16 protein-coding genes are annotated in these 16,053 nt (G+C 71.3%); 2 read left to right on the forward strand and 14 right to left on the reverse strand.

The genetic code is table 11. The features are described 5' to 3' along the window. Nucleotides 1-7: 7 nt before the first annotated feature. From HZF19_RS15190 to HZF19_RS15255, 14 genes are all read right to left on the reverse strand, one after another. Entirely contained in the window at nucleotides 8-922 is a 915-nt protein-coding gene (locus HZF19_RS15190; protein ID WP_208029650.1) for an SMP-30/gluconolactonase/LRE family protein, read from the reverse strand. A gap of 59 nt (nucleotides 923-981) precedes the next feature. Beyond that, nucleotides 982-1,947: a calcium/sodium antiporter gene (locus tag HZF19_RS15195; RefSeq protein WP_208029651.1), complete on the reverse strand. Its 966-nt coding sequence runs from the start codon at nucleotides 1,945-1,947 to the stop codon at nucleotides 982-984. 6 nt (nucleotides 1,948-1,953) lie between these two features. Next, nucleotides 1,954-4,428: an FtsK/SpoIIIE family DNA translocase gene (locus HZF19_RS15200; RefSeq protein WP_208029652.1), complete on the reverse strand. Its 2,475-nt coding sequence runs from the start codon at nucleotides 4,426-4,428 to the stop codon at nucleotides 1,954-1,956. A gap of 92 nt (nucleotides 4,429-4,520) precedes the next feature. Beyond that, nucleotides 4,521-4,700 (reverse strand): biotin synthase auxiliary protein BsaP, encoded by a 180-nt coding sequence (gene bsaP / locus HZF19_RS15205; protein ID WP_208029653.1) that lies wholly within the window; start codon nucleotides 4,698-4,700, stop codon nucleotides 4,521-4,523. A gap of 5 nt (nucleotides 4,701-4,705) precedes the next feature. Next, the gene (gene bioB / locus HZF19_RS15210; protein ID WP_208029654.1) at nucleotides 4,706-5,707 is read right to left on the reverse strand and encodes a biotin synthase BioB; all 1,002 of its coding nucleotides are present in this window, start codon (nucleotides 5,705-5,707) and stop codon (nucleotides 4,706-4,708) included. A gap of 21 nt (nucleotides 5,708-5,728) precedes the next feature. Then, a complete protein-coding gene (locus HZF19_RS15215; protein WP_208029655.1) occupies nucleotides 5,729-7,393 on the reverse strand; it encodes a ribonuclease J in 1,665 nt (554 codons plus the stop codon). Continuing rightward, a complete protein-coding gene (gene dapA / locus HZF19_RS15220; protein ID WP_307781251.1) occupies nucleotides 7,386-8,285 on the reverse strand; it encodes a 4-hydroxy-tetrahydrodipicolinate synthase in 900 nt (299 codons plus the stop codon). The genes HZF19_RS15215 and dapA overlap by 8 nt, the downstream gene beginning before the upstream one ends. After that, nucleotides 8,282-8,917: a helix-turn-helix domain-containing protein gene (locus HZF19_RS15225; protein ID WP_208029656.1), complete on the reverse strand. Its 636-nt coding sequence runs from the start codon at nucleotides 8,915-8,917 to the stop codon at nucleotides 8,282-8,284. The genes dapA and HZF19_RS15225 overlap by 4 nt, the downstream gene beginning before the upstream one ends. Before the next feature lie 52 nt (nucleotides 8,918-8,969). Further along, nucleotides 8,970-9,848, reverse strand: a complete 879-nt coding sequence (locus tag HZF19_RS17305) for an ATP-grasp domain-containing protein (RefSeq protein WP_208029657.1) — start codon at nucleotides 9,846-9,848, stop codon at nucleotides 8,970-8,972. A gap of 90 nt (nucleotides 9,849-9,938) precedes the next feature. Beyond that, complete coding sequence (locus tag HZF19_RS15235; RefSeq protein ID WP_208029658.1) at nucleotides 9,939-11,051, reverse strand: ferritin-like domain-containing protein; 1,113 nt, start codon at nucleotides 11,049-11,051, stop codon at nucleotides 9,939-9,941. Continuing rightward, a complete protein-coding gene (locus HZF19_RS15240) occupies nucleotides 11,038-11,736 on the reverse strand; it encodes a TetR/AcrR family transcriptional regulator (protein ID WP_235980248.1) in 699 nt (232 codons plus the stop codon). Before HZF19_RS15240 ends, HZF19_RS15235 begins: the two co-directional genes overlap by 14 nt. 142 nt (nucleotides 11,737-11,878) lie before the next feature. Beyond that, nucleotides 11,879-12,466, reverse strand: coding sequence for a TetR/AcrR family transcriptional regulator (locus HZF19_RS15245; protein WP_208029660.1), 588 nt, complete (start codon nucleotides 12,464-12,466; stop codon nucleotides 11,879-11,881). Continuing rightward, entirely contained in the window at nucleotides 12,463-13,263 is an 801-nt protein-coding gene (locus HZF19_RS15250; protein WP_208029661.1) for an SURF1 family cytochrome oxidase biogenesis protein, read from the reverse strand. The genes HZF19_RS15245 and HZF19_RS15250 overlap by 4 nt, the downstream gene beginning before the upstream one ends. Before the next feature lie 68 nt (nucleotides 13,264-13,331). Next, nucleotides 13,332-14,396, reverse strand: coding sequence for a 3-oxoacyl-[acyl-carrier-protein] synthase III C-terminal domain-containing protein (locus HZF19_RS15255; RefSeq protein WP_208029662.1), 1,065 nt, complete (start codon nucleotides 14,394-14,396; stop codon nucleotides 13,332-13,334). A 72-nt stretch (nucleotides 14,397-14,468) separates the two neighbouring features. Here HZF19_RS15255 and HZF19_RS15260 point away from each other — a divergent pair, with 72 nt between their 5' ends. Further along, entirely contained in the window at nucleotides 14,469-15,299 is an 831-nt protein-coding gene (locus HZF19_RS15260) for a DedA family protein (protein WP_208029663.1), read from the forward strand. Further along, entirely contained in the window at nucleotides 15,296-16,048 is a 753-nt protein-coding gene (locus HZF19_RS15265; RefSeq protein ID WP_208029664.1) for an SDR family NAD(P)-dependent oxidoreductase, read from the forward strand. Before HZF19_RS15260 ends, HZF19_RS15265 begins: the two co-directional genes overlap by 4 nt. Nucleotides 16,049-16,053 lie beyond the last annotated feature (5 nt).

Here is a 16,053-nt window from a genome sequence, read left to right on the forward strand (position 1 = left end):
GGCTGGTTCAGAACGCGAGGGGTAGGCCCGGGCGAGGCCACTCGCAGGAGAACAGCTTGCCGGTGCCCGACGCGGTGATGAACGCGGTGCGGCCTCCGATACCTCCGAAGCAGATGTTGGTCACGATCGTGTCGGGGACCGGCACGTGTTCGATGGTCGAACCGTCGGGCGACACGCAGGTGATGCCGCCGTTGACGATGGTCGCCACGCAGACCCACCCGTCGCCGTCGACGGCCAGCGAGTCGAACAGCTGGCCCTCCGGGGCGTCGTGGAGCAGTTCGCCACCGTGCCTGCCCGGCGACGAGGGCGACGTCGCCACCCGACCGGGGCCCGTGACCTCCCAGGCCCAGAGGCGGCCGTGGTGGGTCTCGGCGACGTACAGGCGCGACCCATCGGGCGACAGGCCGATGCCGTTGGGGCTCTCGAGCCCGTGCACGACCCCCTCGATGCGGGAGCCGTCCGGGTGGGCGTAGAGCACGGCGGCCTGGGTCGAGTCACCGGTGACGCCGTGGTCGGTGAACCAGAAGCCGCCGTGCACGTCGAACACGAGGTCGTTGGGTGCGATGAGCGGGTCATCGCCGCAGGCGGTGTAGACCACACGCACCTCACCGGTGGTGGGATCGACCCGCTGGATCGAACCGCCCGCGTGGGCCGAGCCCGGGGACGGGACCAACCCGATGCCTTCCACCTCGTTCCAGTCGAAGAACCCCCCGTTGTTGCAGAGGTACACGGCCCCGTCGGGTCCGATGGCCGCGCCGTTCGGGCCTCCACCGCAGTCGGCCACCACCTCGATCGTTCCGCCGGGACGCACCCGGCTCAGCGTGCCCCGGGCGATCTCGACCAGCAGCACGCTGCCGTCGGGCATGGCCACCGGACCCTCCGGGAACCTCAGCCCCGATGCCAGCTCCACCAGCTCGCTCATGGCCGGTTCCTAGCACGCGGGAGCTCCCCGCGCTCACCGCCAGGGGATCAGCCCACGAGTCAGAGCACCAGGAGCGGGACCATGGCGGCGTAGAGCCCGAGCAGCACCCCTCCCTCGACCCGGTCCACCAGCAGCCGCCGGCCCATCACCACCCACGACACGGCGACCACGACGATCGACGCCACCGCAGCCCGCCGGGCGACCCCGGGATCGGCGAGTGCGCCGGCGCCGGCCAGCGCCACCACAGCTCCCACGGCGAGGCTGTTGACGAGGTTGGAGCCGAGGACGTTCCCCACGATCAGGTCGTCGTGGCCGTGGCGTGACGAGGCGATCGCGGTCACCAGCTCCGGCAACGAGGTTCCCACCGCCACCAGCGTCACACCCACGATCCCCTGGGAGATGCCGAGCCGCTCCGCCACGTCGGAGGCCCCGCTCACCAGGAACTGCGCCCCCACCAGCACGCCGGCGAGCCCCAGCACCACCCGCAGCAGCTCCCGCGCCCGCCGGCGAGGCGAGACACGCTCGTGGTCGGTCTCTTCCTGCACCTCGACGACGAGGCGTCGCTCGTCCTCCCGGTTGCGCAACGCGGCACGAACCAGCAGCCACACCGCCCCGGCGAAGCCGGCGAGCAGCACGGCGCCCTCGATCCGGTAGAGGCGACCAGCCATCACCATCACCGCGAACCCGACCGTAGCGGCCGCGCTGAGCGGGACCTCGCGGCGCAAGACCCGTGAGGTGACGCCCACCCGGCGCACGAGCGCCGCGCACCCGAGCACGAGCGCGAGGTTCGCGACGTTCGAGCCGAGGATGTTGCCGACCCCCAGGTCGACGTTGCCCTCGACGGCCGCCAGGCCCGACACGAACAGCTCCGGGGCGCTGGTCCCGAAGCCCATCACCACCACGCCCACGATCACCGGCGAGAGCTGCAGCAGGCGGGCCAGGCGAGCCGACCCCAGCACGAAGTGGTCGGCGGCCTGCGTGAGCAGGACCAGACCGGCGAGAACGGACGCGACCGCGAGGACCACGGGCGGTCAGCCGCTCTGGGCGGCCAGGACCTCGTCGAGCTCCTCGGGGGTCATGAGCACGGCGCGGGCCTTCGAGCCCTCCGAGGGGCCGACCACGCCACGCTGCTCGAGCAGGTCCATGAGGCGTCCGGCGCGCGCGAACCCCACACGGAGCTTGCGCTGCAGCATCGAGGTCGAGCCGAGCTGGGAGCGGACCACGAGCTCCATCGCCTGGAGCAGCAGATCGTCGTCGTCGTCACCACCGGCGCCACCGCCACCGGAGCCGGGCTCCGCGTCGTCGGGACCTTCGACCCCTTCGACGTAGACGACCTCGGGGGACTGCCGACGCCAGTGGGCGACGACGTTGCGGACCTCCTTCTCCGTCACCCACGCGCCCTGGATCCGCTGGGGAACGCTCGACGACGGCCCGAGCAGCAGCATGTCGCCCCTGCCGACCAGCCGTTCAGCGCCACCCTGGTCGAGGATCACCCGGCTGTCGGCCAGGCTGGACACCGCGAACGCCAGCCGCGCCGGGATGTTGGCCTTGATGACACCGGTGATGACGTTGACCGACGGCCGCTGGGTGGCGATGACCAGGTGGATACCGACCGCGCGGGCCATCTGGGCGATGCGGCAGATCGACTCCTCCACGTCGCGGGCCGCCACCATCATGAGGTCGTTGAGCTCGTCGACCACCACCAGGATGTACGGCAGGCGCTCGTACTGCGGGGCACCGGGCGCGTCGTCGACGAGGTCCCCGCGGTCGTAGGCCGCGTTGTACCCGTTGATGTCGCGGAAACCGACCTCCGAGAGCAGGTCGTATCGCCGCTCCATCTCCCTCACCGCCCACGCCAGCGCGTTGGCAGCTTTCTTCGGGTTGGTCACCACGCCCGTCAGCAGGTGCGGGAGGCGGTTGTACTGGCCCAGCTCCACCCGCTTGGGGTCGACGAGGATCATCCGCACCTGGTCCGGTGTCGAGCGCATCAGCACCGAGGTGATCAGGGAGTTGATGCACGACGACTTGCCCGCCCCGGTCGCCCCGGCGATGAGGATGTGGGGCATGGTCGCCAGGTTGGCCAGGATCGCCCGCCCGTTGATGTCACGGCCGATCGCCACCTCCAGGGGGTGCTTGGCCCGCTTCGCTTCCTCCGACTGCAGGATGTCGCCCAGCGCCACCACCTGCCGCCTGGCGTTCGGTACCTCCACCCCGATGGCTTGGCGCCCGGGGATCGGGGCGAGGATCCGCACGTCGGGCGAGGCCATGGCGTAGGCGATGTCGCGGTGCAGGCTGGTCACCTTGGCGACCTTGACGCCCGGGGCGAGCTCGAGCTCGTAGCGGGTCACCGTCGGGCCCACGACCATGCCCACCAGGCGGGTCTGTACCCCGTGCTCGGCCAGCGCGTTCTCCAGGGTCCGGCCCTGTTCCTCCACGAACGCCCGGTCGACCTCCTGGGTCTCGGAGCGGTCGAGGAGCTTGGCCGGCGGCAGCTTCCAGGTCGGCGGCCGAGCAGCGGGGCCGAGGTCGATGGCGAGCTGCTCCACCTCACCCGGCACGTCGTCGGCCCCGGGAACGTGCAGGGGGTGCTCGGCGGCGGGCTCGAGTTCCACCGGCTCGTCCTCCGCGAGGTCGGCATCGGGCGGTGGGTCCTCCCCGGCCACGATCACGGTGGGGGCATCCTCCGCTGCCGGGAGCCGGCTCTCCGGTCGACCCTCGTCCGGTTCGCCTCCGGATCGTTGCTCGCGCAGATCGATGGTGTGGTCCCCGTCGCCGAGGTGGAACAGGGTGCGCGACCGGTCCCGCGCGGCGCGCCCCACCGCTGCCGACACCGCCGCGACCCGCGCCCACGCGGCGCGCACCGGCGTGCCGGTCAGCAGCACCAGCCCGATCACCGCGATGGCGCCGAGCACGAAGCCCGACCCCCACACCCCGAGCAGCTCGCCCAGGGGACCGCCGGTGAGAGCGCCCGCGTAGCCACCGGCACGGGTCAGCTCGGCGGTGGGGGCGTCGAGCGGCGGGCGGCCCCCGGCGAGATGGAGCAGCCCCGAGCCCGCGACCGCGAGGAGCACCGCGCCGATGATCGGCCGGACCGGGAGTCGGGTGCGCTCGCCCTCGCGGGGGCCCCGCACGAGGGTCGCGCCGAGGGCGACCAGTGCGATCGGGACCAGCCACGCCAGGCGGCCGACCAGGGAGCCGAGCATGTCGGCGACCGCCTCGCCCACCGGGCCGGCGGCATCGGCGAAGACCCCGAGCGCGGCGACGATGCCGGCGGCGATGCACACCACCCCCCAGACGTCGTGGCCGTGGCCGTCGAAGGCTTCCCGGATCGCCGCCGCCAGGCCGGCCCTCCCCGACCGGGACCTGCCGGATCCGGACCGGCCCTTCGCCTGGCGTCCCTGGCGACCGTTGCCGGACGTCGAGCCCTTCGCGCCTCGGCCGGTGCGTGCCGGTGGCGTCGACCTCGGGCGCGACGAGGACGTCGTGCTGCGTTGCTTCGTGGCCACAGTGGCCTCAACGCTAACAGCAGCAACATCAGCCACTGGCGGATCGTGCGCGACGCCAGCGCCCGGCTCTGTCGGGCCCTCGCGGGTGGGGCTCAGGCGGGTGGGAGCGGACCGTGCTCCCGGCAGGTGGCCTCGAAGCCGGTCGGGATGACCACCACCCGCAGGCGCCGGCCGCACGACGGGCAATGGCGAGGGGGGTCGAGCGCCCGCCGGCAGGCCGCCTGGTCACACGCCCCGGCGCGGGCGCCACACCACCGGCACCAGGGGTCCATCGGCCCTAGAGCACCTTCGACAGGACCCCGATCGGCATGCGCAGGTCGTCGAGCATCTGCAGGTCCTCCTCCGGGGAACGCCCGAGGGTGGTGAGGTAGTTGCCCACGATCAGTGCGTTGATGCCGGCGGTCATGCCCAGGGCCTGCAGCTCGCGCAGGGTCACCTCCCGGCCGCCGGCGTAGCGCAGGATGGCACCGGGCAGGCCCAGGCGGAACAGCGCGATCCACCGGATGGCCTCCAGCGGCTCGACCAGCGGGCGATCCCCGAACGGGGTGCCCGGCCGGGGGTTCAAGAAGTTGATCGGCACCTCGTCCGGCTCCACCTGCCGGAGCTGGCCGATGAGCTCGATGCGCTGCTCGACCGACTCCCCCATCCCCAGCAGCACGCCGCAGCACAGCTCCATGCCGTGCCGGCGCACCAGCCGGCAGGTCTCGAAGCGCTCGTCCCAGGTGTGGGTGGTGACCACCTGCGGGAAGAAGGACCGGGCGGTCTCGAGGTTGTGGTTGTAGCGGTGCACCCCACCCTCGGACAGGCGGCGGGCCTGCTCGTCGGTGAGGATGCCGGCGCTCACGGCCACGTTGATGCCCACCCGGTCGCGCACCATCGGTACGAGCTCCAGCAGCCGCTGCATCGTGCGCTCGTCCGGGCCACGGACCGCCAGCACGATGCAGAACTCCGACGCACCCAGCCGGGCGGTCTCCTCGGCGGCCCGAAGCACCTGGTCGGTGTCGAGGAACGGGGTGGCGAGCACCTGCGTCTCGAAACGGGCCGACTGGCTGCAGAAGTGGCAGTCCTCGGGGCAGCCGCCGGTCTTCGCCGACAGGATGCCCTCGACCTCGACCTCGGGGCCGCACCAGGCGAGACGCACCTCATGCGCCAGGGCGGCGAGCGACGGCACCGATGAGCTCGGGAGCGCGGCCAGCGCCGCCAGCTCCTCCAAGCTGAGCTGCTCCTTGCGGTCGAGCAGCGTGGCCTCGGCATCGGCGATGAGGGCGCGGGAGGACATGGCCGCCGAGGGTAACGCCGGCTAGACCTCCATCACCACCGGGACGATCATGGGCCGCCGGCGGGTCTGCTCGTTCACGAACCGCCCCGCGGCCCGCCGCACCTGGCGCTGCAGGCTCTCGATGTCGGTGGCGTCCTTGTTGAAGGCGTCCTTCACCGCGTCACGGACCTGTTGCGCGCACTGGTCGAGCAGGTCCTCTGCCTCGGGCGCGTGCACCCAGCCCCGGGTGATCACCTCCGGACCGGTCACGATCGCCCCCGTGGTGACGTCCACCGCGACGATGACCACCACCACGCCCTCCTCCGCCAGCACCCGGCGGTCACGCAGCACCCCCGCGCTCACGTCACCGATGATCCCGTCGACGTAGAGGTACCCGGCCGGCGCCGCACCCCGCTGCACCTCGAGGCCGCCGTCGTGCAGCGTGAGGCGGTCCCCGTCCTCGCACACCATGACCTGCTCCGATCGGAACCCCATGCCCGTCGCGAGCCGGGCGTGAGCGACGAGATGGCGGTACTCGCCGTGCACCGGCACGAACCACTCCGGCCGGGTGATCGACAGCAGGGTCTTGAGCTCCTCCTGCTTGGCGTGCCCGGTGGCGTGCACGTCGGCGATGCCCGAGTGCACGACATCGGCGCCCAGCCGGACCAATCCGTCGATCACCTTGCTGACGTTGGCCTCGTTGCCGGGGATCGGGTGCGAGCTCATGATCGCCACATCGCCGGGGCCGAGTTGCAACCAGCGGTTCTCGCTGGCCGCCAGCAGCGCCAGCGCCGACATCGGCTCACCCTGGGAGCCAGTGCTGATGACGCAGACCTGCGCGGGATCGAGATCGGCGACCTCCTCGATGTCTCGCAACGCATGGTCGGGTATGCGCAGCAACCCCATCGCCCGTGCCAGGCTGACGTTGCGCTTCATCGACAGGCCCATCGTGGCGATCGTGCGCCCGAACGCGATGGCCGCATCCGCGATCTGCTGCACCCGGTGGATGTGCGACGCGAAGCACGTGGTGATGATGCGGCGCCCCTCGTACTGGTGGAACAGGTCGTAGAGCACCTGGCCCACGCTCGACTCCGACGAGCTGTGGCCATGCTCGTCCGCGTTGGTCGAATCGGACAGCAACAGGCGTATCCCGTCACGATCAGCGATGGCGCCGATGCGAGCCAGGTCCGTGAGGCGGCCATCGACCGGGTTCAGGTCGAGCTTGAAATCGCCCGAGTGCAGGATGACCCCCTGTGGGGTGTGGAACGCCGTGGCGAAGCCGTGTGGCACCGAGTGCGTGACCGGGATGAACTCCACGTCGAAGGGCCCGATGGTGCGACGCTCACCGTCGCGCACCGCGATCAGCTCGGTGCGGTCGAGCAGTCCCGCCTCCTCGATGCGGTTGCTCGCCAAGCCCAACGTGAGCGCGGAGCCGTAGATCGGGAAGGACAGCTCGCGCAGCAGGAACGAGAACCCACCGACGTGGTCCTCGTGCCCGTGCGTGGCGATGGCACCCACGATGCGCTCCGCGTTCTCGCGCAGGTAGGTGAAGTCGGGCAGGACCAGGTCGACACCCAACATGTCGAGATCCGGGAACATCAGCCCGCAGTCGAGCAGCATGATCGAGCCCTCGACCTCGATACAGGCGCAGTTGCGGCCGATCTCTCCCAGGCCCCCGAGGAAGGTGATCCGGACCGGCTCAGCCATGCAGGTTCTTCCAGACCTCGAGCGCCCGGTCCTCCAGACCGGCCGGCGCATCGCCCATGGGGAGACGGCACTGGCCTGCCGGCTGGCCGAGCGCCCGGAGCATGGCCTTGGCGGGGATGGGGTTGGGCGCGGCGTCTCCGGTCTCGAAGTCGTAGCTCTCGAGGAGCCGGGCGTTGATCCGCCGGGCCTCGGCCAGCTCGCCGCGCTCGAACGCCGCGATCATCTCCCCCATCGGCGCCGCCGCCCAGTGGGTGCACACACCGATGACGCCGACCGCACCGACCGCCAGCAGGGGCAGGGTCAGCGAATCGTCACCGCTGTAGAGCTCGAAGCCATCGGGTGCCTCGGCCAGCAGGCGCGCCGAGGCTGCGGGGTCGCCGGCCGCGTCCTTCACCCCCACAACGTTTGGAACCTCCCGGGCCAGGCGGACCAGCACATCGTGGGAGATCTTGCGCCCGGTGCGCACCGGGATGTCGTAGAGGAGGACCGGCAAGCGGGTGGCAGCCGCGACCCGGCGGAAGTGGGCTTCGATCCCCGCCTGCGAGGGCCGGTTGTAATAGGGCGTCACCACCAGCACCCCGTCGAGGCCCGCGCCATCGGCTCTGGCGGTCAGCTCCGCCGCGTGCCTGGTGTCGTTGGTGCCGCTCCCGGCCAGCAGCGGGACGTCCACCGCGGCCCGCACCGCTCGCCACACCTCGACCTGCTCATCGTCGGTGAGCACGCTGGCCTCACCGGTCGTGCCGGTGACCACCAGCCCGTCGTTGCCCTGCTCGACCAGCCATCGGGCCAGCGCAGCCGCGCCGTCGAGGTCGACCCGGCCGTCGGCGCCGAACGGCGTCACCATCGCGGTCAGCACACGTCCGAAGCGAGCCATCGTCTCTGGTGCCCTCACTCCCTGGTCTCGCTGCCCCGCTCGATGCCGAGCGTGGCCAGCAGGTGCTCGTGCAGCTCGAACCACACGGTGTGGTACGAGTCGATCGTCGGCTTGGTGAACCAGTCGAGCTCACCGCCGCGCACCCGGTCGAGCGCGTTCGTGAACCGGGGACGGTACCCGGAGAAGCGCTGGAGCGCGCCCGCCAGGCGATCGCACACCGGGCCGACGGCCGCGTCGAGCGACACCAGCTCGTCCACCAGCGCCTGGTCGTAGCCGCGATCGGTGTGGTCGTTCACCACCGTGACGTCGCCGGTCTCGCGCACCTGCCAGCGGGTGCACAGCTCGAGGAGCGCGGGGTTGTGCCGGAGGAACGAGCGATAGGCGCTGGCCACGGGCTCGCGGGTGTCGGTCTCGTCGAGCTCGGCGGCGAGGAGCCGCTCACCCTCTGCCCGGCCGGCGGCGGTCAAGGTCCAACCACTCACCCTCCCCTGGCGATGGCGCACCAGCGACTCGGCCTCGAACACCTCGAGGTGCTTCTCGACCGTGGCCACCGTGAGCCCCACGGCCTCGGCCAGCGTGGCGGGCTCGGCGAAACCCTTCAACCGCAGCCCGAGCAGCACGAGCAGGTCGGCAGGTGACTCGGCGGGCATCCTCGGCACCCTACCAGCGCGCCTCACCCCAGCCGTCGGGGGCGGGTGCGGTTCATCGGGTGGCGAGCTCGACCACCGCGTCGACGAACCGGGCCGCGGCAGCGGGTGGGCCCAGGGGCAGGTACAGCGCGGGCTCGATGAGCTCCAGCTCCATGAGCAGCGGCTCACCGTCGACCGTGACGCAGTCGACCCGCGCGTACAGCACCGGCCCGACGATCGAGCTGGCAGCCTCGAGGGCTCGGGCCGCGAGCTCGCGCTCCGCCATGGTGGCCTCCACCAGCTGCTCGCCGCCCCCGAACTGCGGCTGGACGCGGAACTCACCCGGTGAGGGGACCTTCGACACCGCGTGGGTGATCGTGCCGGCGACGACCACCAGCGACGTCTCCCCCCGCGATTCCACCCCGTCCAGGAAGGGCTGGACGAGCGCGTCGCCCTGCGCGGTCAACACGGCCAGAGCCCGCTCACCATCCGGATCGTCGAGGCGATGGCGGGTGGTGCCGAACGAGCCGGCGGACACCGCGGGCTTGAGCACCACGTCGTCCCAGCCCCGGGCGTCGAGGATCATGCCGAGACCCTCCGCTTCGCCGGACTCGACCAGCACGGTCGGCACCACCGGCACACCGCAGCGCTCGAGATCCAGCAGGTAGCGCTTGTGGGCGTTCCACCGCACGGCCCGGCCGGGGTTGCACAGCGTGGTGTCACGCTCGACCCGTGTGCACCACTCGAGGAAGCGGTCGAGCCGGCGGTGGTAGTCCCACGTGGAACGGATCACCACCAGGTCGTAGTCCCGCCAATCGACGGTGGCCGAGTCCCATGCCACCCACTCGCCGCGTACGGCTCGATCGGCGAGGCCCGAGTCGATCAGCGGCCGGTCCTCGTCCTCGTGCGGCAGCGCCGGGGCGGTCACGAACGCGATCCGGGGCTCGCTCACGAGCCCCGGATCCTATTGCACCTCTTCTCGCGCCCCTGCTCCCCTGCCCCGATCGTGGTCCTCGCCCGTCAGCTCGGGGAGCCGACTCGCTCAGGAGACGGCGGGGACGTCCTGACCGAGCGCGAACTGGTCGTACTCCTCGCCGGTGTCGGCCCAGTCCTCGAACATGATCACGCCCAGCTCGGTGAACTTCTTGCGCAGCCACCCGTCCGCGGCGTCGAGGAGCCCCAGCTTCTTGCAGTTCGGCACGATCTTCGAGAACAGCATCGCCTGGAAGACCTGCTGCTCCGGCGTGGCCATCACCAACGACACGGCTTCCTTGACCGGCACGCCCATGCGATCCCACACCTCCTGCTGGAGGAACCGGTCCCGCATCCGCACCGCGGCCTCGAACGCGAACTCCTGACGCTCGCGGATCTCCTTGGCGTCGAGCTCCGCGTAGTACTCCTTGAGCGAGAGCACCCCGAAGGCCACGTGGCGGGCCTCGTCGCTCATCACGTACCGCAGCAACTGCTTGAGCAGCGGCTCGGTGGTGAGGTTGTGCATGAACCCGAACGCGGCCAGCGCCAGGCCCTCGACCATGATCTGCATACCCAGGTAGGTCATGTCCCAGCGGGGGTCCTCGATGATGTCGTCGAGCAGCATCCGCAGGTGGGCGTTGATCGGGTAGTGCCCGGAGAGCTTGTCCTCGAGGTACTTGGCGAAGACCTCCACGTGGCGGGCCTCGTCCATCACCTGGGTCGAGGCGTAGTACTTGGCATCGATCCAGGGCACGGTCTCCACGATCTTGGCGGTGCAGATCAGCGCGCCTTGCTCACCGTGCATGAACTGGCTGAGCGTCCAGTTCTGGGACTCGATGCCGAGCTGCAGCCATTCCTTGTCGCCCCAGTGCTCGAAGCAGGTCCCGGTGAGGTCCATCTCGCTCTGACCGTTGGCCGCCGCATTGGCGAGCACCACCTTCTCCTGGTCCACGTCGGTGTCCCAGGGCAGGTCGGTCTCCCCGTTCCACTGCGCGTTCTTCGCCTTCTCGTAGAGCTTGTTGAGCGCGGGCCGGGCCCCCTTCTCGTAGTCCCAGGTGAAGATGGCATCCGCGCTGTCCTTGACCGTGTGGACGAGCGCGTCGACGTCGGTGTTGGTGATGGCGAGGATCGCCTCGAGGTCGTTCACCTCGGACCGGCCGATGATCTCCTCAGTGCTGGACATGCGTCTGCTCCTGTTCGTGAACGGGGGTGAGCCCGGGTAGGACGAAGGTCGAGACCAGCCGACGGACGTCGGCCTCATCGGTGAGATCGATGGGTGCTTCGGGGTCGGCGGCGTACGCCACCACCAGCCGGGCCGCCCATTCGGCGGCCCGCCCGGCGCGGTCCTCGGGGAGGAAGCGGCGGAGATGGGGTGCGAGGAAGGCGACCGCTCGCTCGAGGAGTGGATCGAGGCCGTCGAAGCTGAGATGGGGCAGCACGACACCCGGCTCATTGGCCAGGAGGTACTGGAGCGCGTCGTGGTCCCGCAGCGCCTCGGCGGTGCCCCCGATCGCCTGCACGAGCGCCTCCTCCAAGGTCCCGGCCCCATCCAGCCTGCCCTGCATGGCCCGGAGCAGGCGCTGCACCTCGGCATCCAGGACCGCCAGGAGCAACACCTCGCGACCGCCGGGGAAAAGCCGGTAGATCGTGGCTCGGCTGCAACCTGCCTCGTGGGCGATGTCGTCAAGCGTGGTGCGCCGCACACCCGCGCGGGATACGCAGCGCAGGGCTCCCGCCACGATCCGCGCGTCAAGTCGGTCTGGCCGGGGCTCGGCTGGACTGGTCACCGCCGGCACCCCCTCATCTCCCCCTGTTCCCCCTGTCGAAGACGACCATCTGATGAGACAATAAGGCTGATCTTGTCTCATCGCCAAGAGCCGTCGTCTGTGACTTCGGTCTCAGCTCGCCACTCACTCCGGCCTGCTCGCCCTCCGACCGCCCTCCGACTGCGCGTTCTGGCATGTCAAACGCGTGCTCCGGCACGCGTTTGACATGCCAGAAGGCAAAGGTTCAGGGGAGCAGGCCGCCGACGAACTGGGACCGCACCAGCAGCTCGACCTGAGCCCGATCGGTCAGGTCCCACTGACCCTGGCTCCCGACGTAGGAGAGGAACATCCGGGTCAGGTAGTCCGCCGCCTCCCCCGGGTCGACACCGGGGCGGAGACGCTCGCCCCGGAGCAGGGCCAGCAGGTAGGCCCGCATGGCGGCCTCGATGAGCGGCACGGTCTGGGACAGCTCCTCCAGCAGGGCCTCGGGCTCGGTGCGCAGGATCCGCTGCAGCAAGGCGTGCTCATGGATCGCCCGGTGACCGAAGATCAAGCCCTCCTCGAGCTTCGCTGCCAGGTCCGGCGCGGCAGAGACATGGTGCTCGAGCCGGGCGAAGAACCGGCCCACCTCCCAGGTGACCGTGTCGTGGACCAGATGCTCGCGCCCTCCCGGGAAGTAGCGGTACAGCGTGGCCCGGGAGAGCCCGGCCTCCCTGGCGACGTCCTCCAGGGAGGTCTTCGCCAGGCCCCAACGTTCGATGCAGGTGAGCGTCGCAGCCAGGATCCGTGTCCGGGTGCGCTCCTTGCCGACCGCCGCGCCGCCGCTCCTCACGCCTCCACCGCCTCCCGGCCTCGATGGCGAGCCACCCGCCGCAACAACAAGGGGTAGACGATGACCGTCAACCCGGCGAAGACGAACCACTGACCGGCATAGCCCAGGTGCGGCCCCTCCGACAGATCGGGCGGGGGCACGGGCTGCGGCAGCTCACCCTGGGCCGGCTCCTGGCTGGCCAGGTTGACGTACAGCGGCCACATGGGCTGGGCGACCTGCTGGGCGAGCCGCCCGACGTCGACCCGGGAGAGGGTCCACAGCCGGCCTTCCGGTGCATCGACCGGGCCGCCCACCAGCCCGCCCGCCCGCACCTGCGGTTCTTGCACCATGCCCGTCACGGTCACCGAGGCGGCCGGGGGGTCGTACTGCGGCCAGGGCCCCTCGGGATCGGTGGACGCGAACGGCACCCACCCCCGGTTGACCGCCACGGCCGTGCCATCGTCGAGGACGAGCGGGGTCACGACCCAGTACCCCGGCAAACCCTCACTGGTGCGGTTCCGCACCAGCACCTGCTCGTCGAGCGCGTACCGCCCTCGCAGGACCACCATCCGGTAGGCGACCTCCGCCACCTCCTCGGGCGACGAGGCCGGCCCGGCGGGTAGCAGCTCGCCCAGCGGCGCCGGGGGAAGATCCTGGCGGGACTCGATCAGCGCGTTGTGGGTGCGACGCTCGTCAAGCCGGCGCAGCTGCCAGAAGCCGAGGTTCACCATCAGCACGACCATCCCGGCGGCGAACAGGTGGGACAGGATCCACCAGGGCCTCCGCGCGAAGCGGTAGTCGGGACGTGGCTCGGGCACGGCCCAAGGCTAGGCATCCCGCCCGCGGCGACCGATCCTGGTCCGGGCCCGCGGGCGGTGCCGCCCGCTCACCACCGCGGCCCGGCCTCGAACAAGACGTGCTCGAAGCCGAAGCCGGGGCCCATCGCGGTGAGCAGGCCGGGCCCTGGCGCCGGCCCCGCCTGCAGAACCGCCTCCAGCATCACGAGCACCGTCACCGCGCTGAGGTTCCCGTGCTCGGCCAGGATGCGCCGCGACCACCCCAGCCGGCCGGCCGGCAGGCCGAGGGCGTCCTCGACCGCGTCGAGGACCTTGGTCCCCCCGGGATGGACCAGCAGGTGCTCGAGGTCGGCGAGCCGCCAGCCCCGATCAGCCAGGGCCCGCTCGACGCTCTCGGCCACCCGGGCCTCGGCCAGCGCGGGTACGTCCGGCGCGAGCCTCCAGCGCAGACCCGTGGCGGCCATGTCGAAACCCATCACCCCGAGCGAGTCCGGCACCAGTGTGGAGGAGCGGCCGACCAGCTCGAGGCCTCCACCCTCCACACCACCGGGCGAGCCGGCGCGCACCACCGCCGCCGCCGCGCCGTCCGAGAACAAGGCCATGCTGACCACGGCCTGCATCGACGGGGGCTCGGTGCGGGGCACGAACATCAACGAGTTCAGCTCCGCGACGACCACCAGCACGCAGCGGTCACCGGCGGCGACGAGATCGGCCGCCAGTGCCAGGCCCGAGCAGCCCCCGAGTGACGCCGACCCGAACAGCGGGAGCCGCCGCACGCGGTCGCGAAGCCCCAGCGCGGGCGCGAGCGAGGCATCCAGCGCCGGAGAGCGCACCGCGGTGGTGGTCACGAACACCAGGGAGTCGACCGACTCCGGCGACACCCCGGCACCGTCGAGTGCCGCCCGGGCCGCCCGAGCGCCGAGCTCGAGCCCCTGATCGCAGGCGAGCTCGGCGCGCTCGGCCAGCCCGTGCTCGGACCCGTACCACTCGACGGGTCGCACCAGATGGCGATGATCGATACCCGTGTTGGCGAACACCGACCGGATGCGATCCGGTGGCAGCTCCGGATGCAGCTCGACGGCGAGCGCCGCCACGTCCTGCTGCGAGACGCGGGGCGCGAGCGCGGAGCGCACCGATGCGAGCATCGCAGCCATCGGCGGTCAGCCTAGGAGGCCCGAACCCGACCGGAGTCCACCGGACAGCCGGCGGCTAGGGTGGCGGCGCCTATGACGAGCGCGCCCGAGCCCTCGGAAGCCGAGCCCTCGGGAGCCGGACCCTCGGAAACCGGCACCCACCCGCCGGGCGCCCCCGATGCCGACCCGGCGGATGCCATGCCCGGTCGCGTCGGCGAGAGCGAGCACCGGGGCGCCCCCAGCCGCCGGGCGCTGGCGGCGGTCGTCGTCATCCTGATCATCATGGTCATCGCCTCCTGGGTCGGTGACGCGCTCGGACCCGGCCTCGTCGACACCCGGCCGCTGCTGCTGATCGCCCTCAACTCACGGATCCGGTGGCTGGTGCTCACGGTCAACGACCTGAACCCGGTCGCCTACTTCACCGTCGGCACCCTGCGCGCCCTGGCCTCCGACCCGCTCTTCTACCTGCTCGGCTACTGGTACGGCGACAGCGCGGTGCGCTGGATGGAGCAGCGGACCGTGACCGTCGGCCAGCTCATGCGCAGCCTCGAGCGCTCGTTCGGCACGTGGGGGTACCCGCTGGTGGCCATCGCCCCCAACAACCCCATCTGCCTGCTCGCCGGCGCGGCCCGCATGCGCCCGGCGGTCTTCATGACCCTCAACGTGGGCGGGACGATCGCCCGCCTGGCGCTCATCAAGCTGCTCGGTGAGGCGTTCGAGGCACCGATCAACTGGGTGCTCGATGTCATCCGCACCTACCGGCTGCAGCTCATCGTGATCAGTGTGCTCGCGGTGGCCTTCTCCGTGTGGAACGAGACCCGCAAGGGCACGTCCGAGATCGAGCAGCTCCGCCATCTCGAGCAGGACGTGGGCGGCGACGGCGACTCGGGCGAGACCGGCCGGGCCACGCCTGGAGAGCCATGACAGGCTCCCGGGCGTCGCGACCGCGCCTGGCGGTGGTCACCGGCGCCAGCTCCGGTATCGGCGCGGCGACCGCGCAGCGACTGGCCCGAGAGGGATTCGAGGTGGTCCTCGGCGCGCGCCGGGCGGAGCGCATCGAGCAGCTCGCCTCACAGATCGGGGCCCGCAGCCATCCCCTCGACGTCACCGACGACGCATCGGTGGAGGCGTTCTGCGCCACGCTCGACCGCTGCGACGTGCTGGTGAACAACGCAGGTGGCGCGATCGGGCTCGAACCGGTCGAGGAGGCGGACCTCGCCGACTGGCAGCAGATGTTCGACACCAATCTGCTCGGCGTCGCCCGCATGACCCGGGCGCTGCTACCAGCGCTCGTCGCCTCCGGTGACGGCCACGTGGTCGTCGTCGGCTCCATCGCCGCCCACGAGCCTTACCCCGGGGGTGCGGGCTACAACGCGGCCAAGTTCGGCGTGCGGGCGGTGGTCGGCGTGCTGCGCCAGGAGCTGCTCGGCCGGCCGGTGCGGGTCACCGAGATCGACCCCGGCATGGTGGAGACCGAGTTCAGCCTGGTGCGCTTCCGCGGCGATGCCGAGCGGGCGTCCCGGGTCTATGAGGGGATGACCCCGCTCACCCCGGAGGACGTGGCCGACTGCATCGCCTTCGCCGTGACCCGCCCGAGCCACGTCAACATCGACCAGATGATCGTCCTGGCCCGGGACCAGGCGGGAGCCCGTACCGTGCACCGGCGAGGCTGAGTCGG

Source organism: Rhabdothermincola sediminis (assembly GCF_014805525.1).
GTDB classification, from domain to species: domain Bacteria; phylum Actinomycetota; class Acidimicrobiia; order Acidimicrobiales; family Acidimicrobilacustridaceae; genus Rhabdothermincola; species Rhabdothermincola sediminis.